Annotated in this window: 1 protein-coding gene; it reads left to right on the top strand. The window is 40.8% G+C overall.

The window, feature by feature from the left end; all coding sequences use genetic code 11:
* Positions 1-1,072: lytic transglycosylase domain-containing protein (locus E1171_RS00885; RefSeq protein ID WP_155203179.1), on the top strand; the 1,072-nt coding region annotated here is incomplete at both ends.

Here is a 1,072-nt window from a genome sequence, read left to right on the forward strand (position 1 = left end):
TTTACCATAAAGGAAAGGGAGTACACCCGAATGGTGATTCAACGAAGTCATATCTATTTTCCTCTTTTTGAAAAATACATTGAAAAATACCAACTACCAGATGAAATAAAATTTTTGGCCATTATAGAATCAGGGCTTGTTCCTAATGCCCGTTCTAGAGTAGGGGCAGTAGGGCTTTGGCAATTTATGCCAACTACAGGAAGAGCATACAAATTACATCAGGATTGGTACATCGATGAAAGGATGGACCCGGATAAAGCAACGGAAGCGGCCTGTATATATCTGAAGCAGTTATATGGAATGTTCGGTGATTGGGAACTTGCCTTAGCTGCCTATAATTGTGGCCCCGGGAATGTACGTAAAGCAATTCGCAGATCTGGAAATAAGAAAAGCTTCTGGGAGGTCTATAATTATTTACCAAGAGAGACTCGCTCTTATGTACCTCAGTTAACCGCCATGGTATATGTAATGAATTATCTTCCTGAACATAATTTGTATGAAGAGGCAGAGGAATATATTTTGGCTTCCGATACCATTCATGTAAGTCAGTACCTTCACTTAAAAACCTTGGCCGAACAGATTGGCCTTTGTCCTGATGAGCTACAAGGTCTTAATCCTGCCATTCGAAGAGGGGCGATTCCAGATAAGGTTAAAAAATACCCACTAAGAATTCCAGTGGAAAAATATGATCAAGTGGTAGACAACCGTTTGGCTTTGTTTGAAGCTGCGGGATCTGTTGGAAAGAAAGAACTTGATTATTTGGCCAGAAACTCTATTGGAAGTACTTACGGTCGAGACAAGGTGGTGTATAAGGTTAGAAGAGGGGATGTATTGGGGAAAATTGCCAGGAAGTACAGAGTTCGAGTAGCGGATCTTCGAAAATGGAACAATATCCGTGGAAATATGATTCGAATAGGTCAACGATTGAGTATTTGGGTTAATCCTTCTGCTGCTCCACGCTATGGACAGGTAGCTTCGAACCGAAGTAAAAAGCCTGTTACCGAAAACATAAATGGCAAAAAGTACCATTATGTGCAGCCAGGAGATACTTTATGGGATATTGCTAAGAAGT

Origin of the sequence: Xanthovirga aplysinae (genome assembly GCF_009711365.1) — a bacterium.
GTDB lineage: Bacteria > Bacteroidota > Bacteroidia > Cytophagales > Cyclobacteriaceae > Xanthovirga > Xanthovirga aplysinae.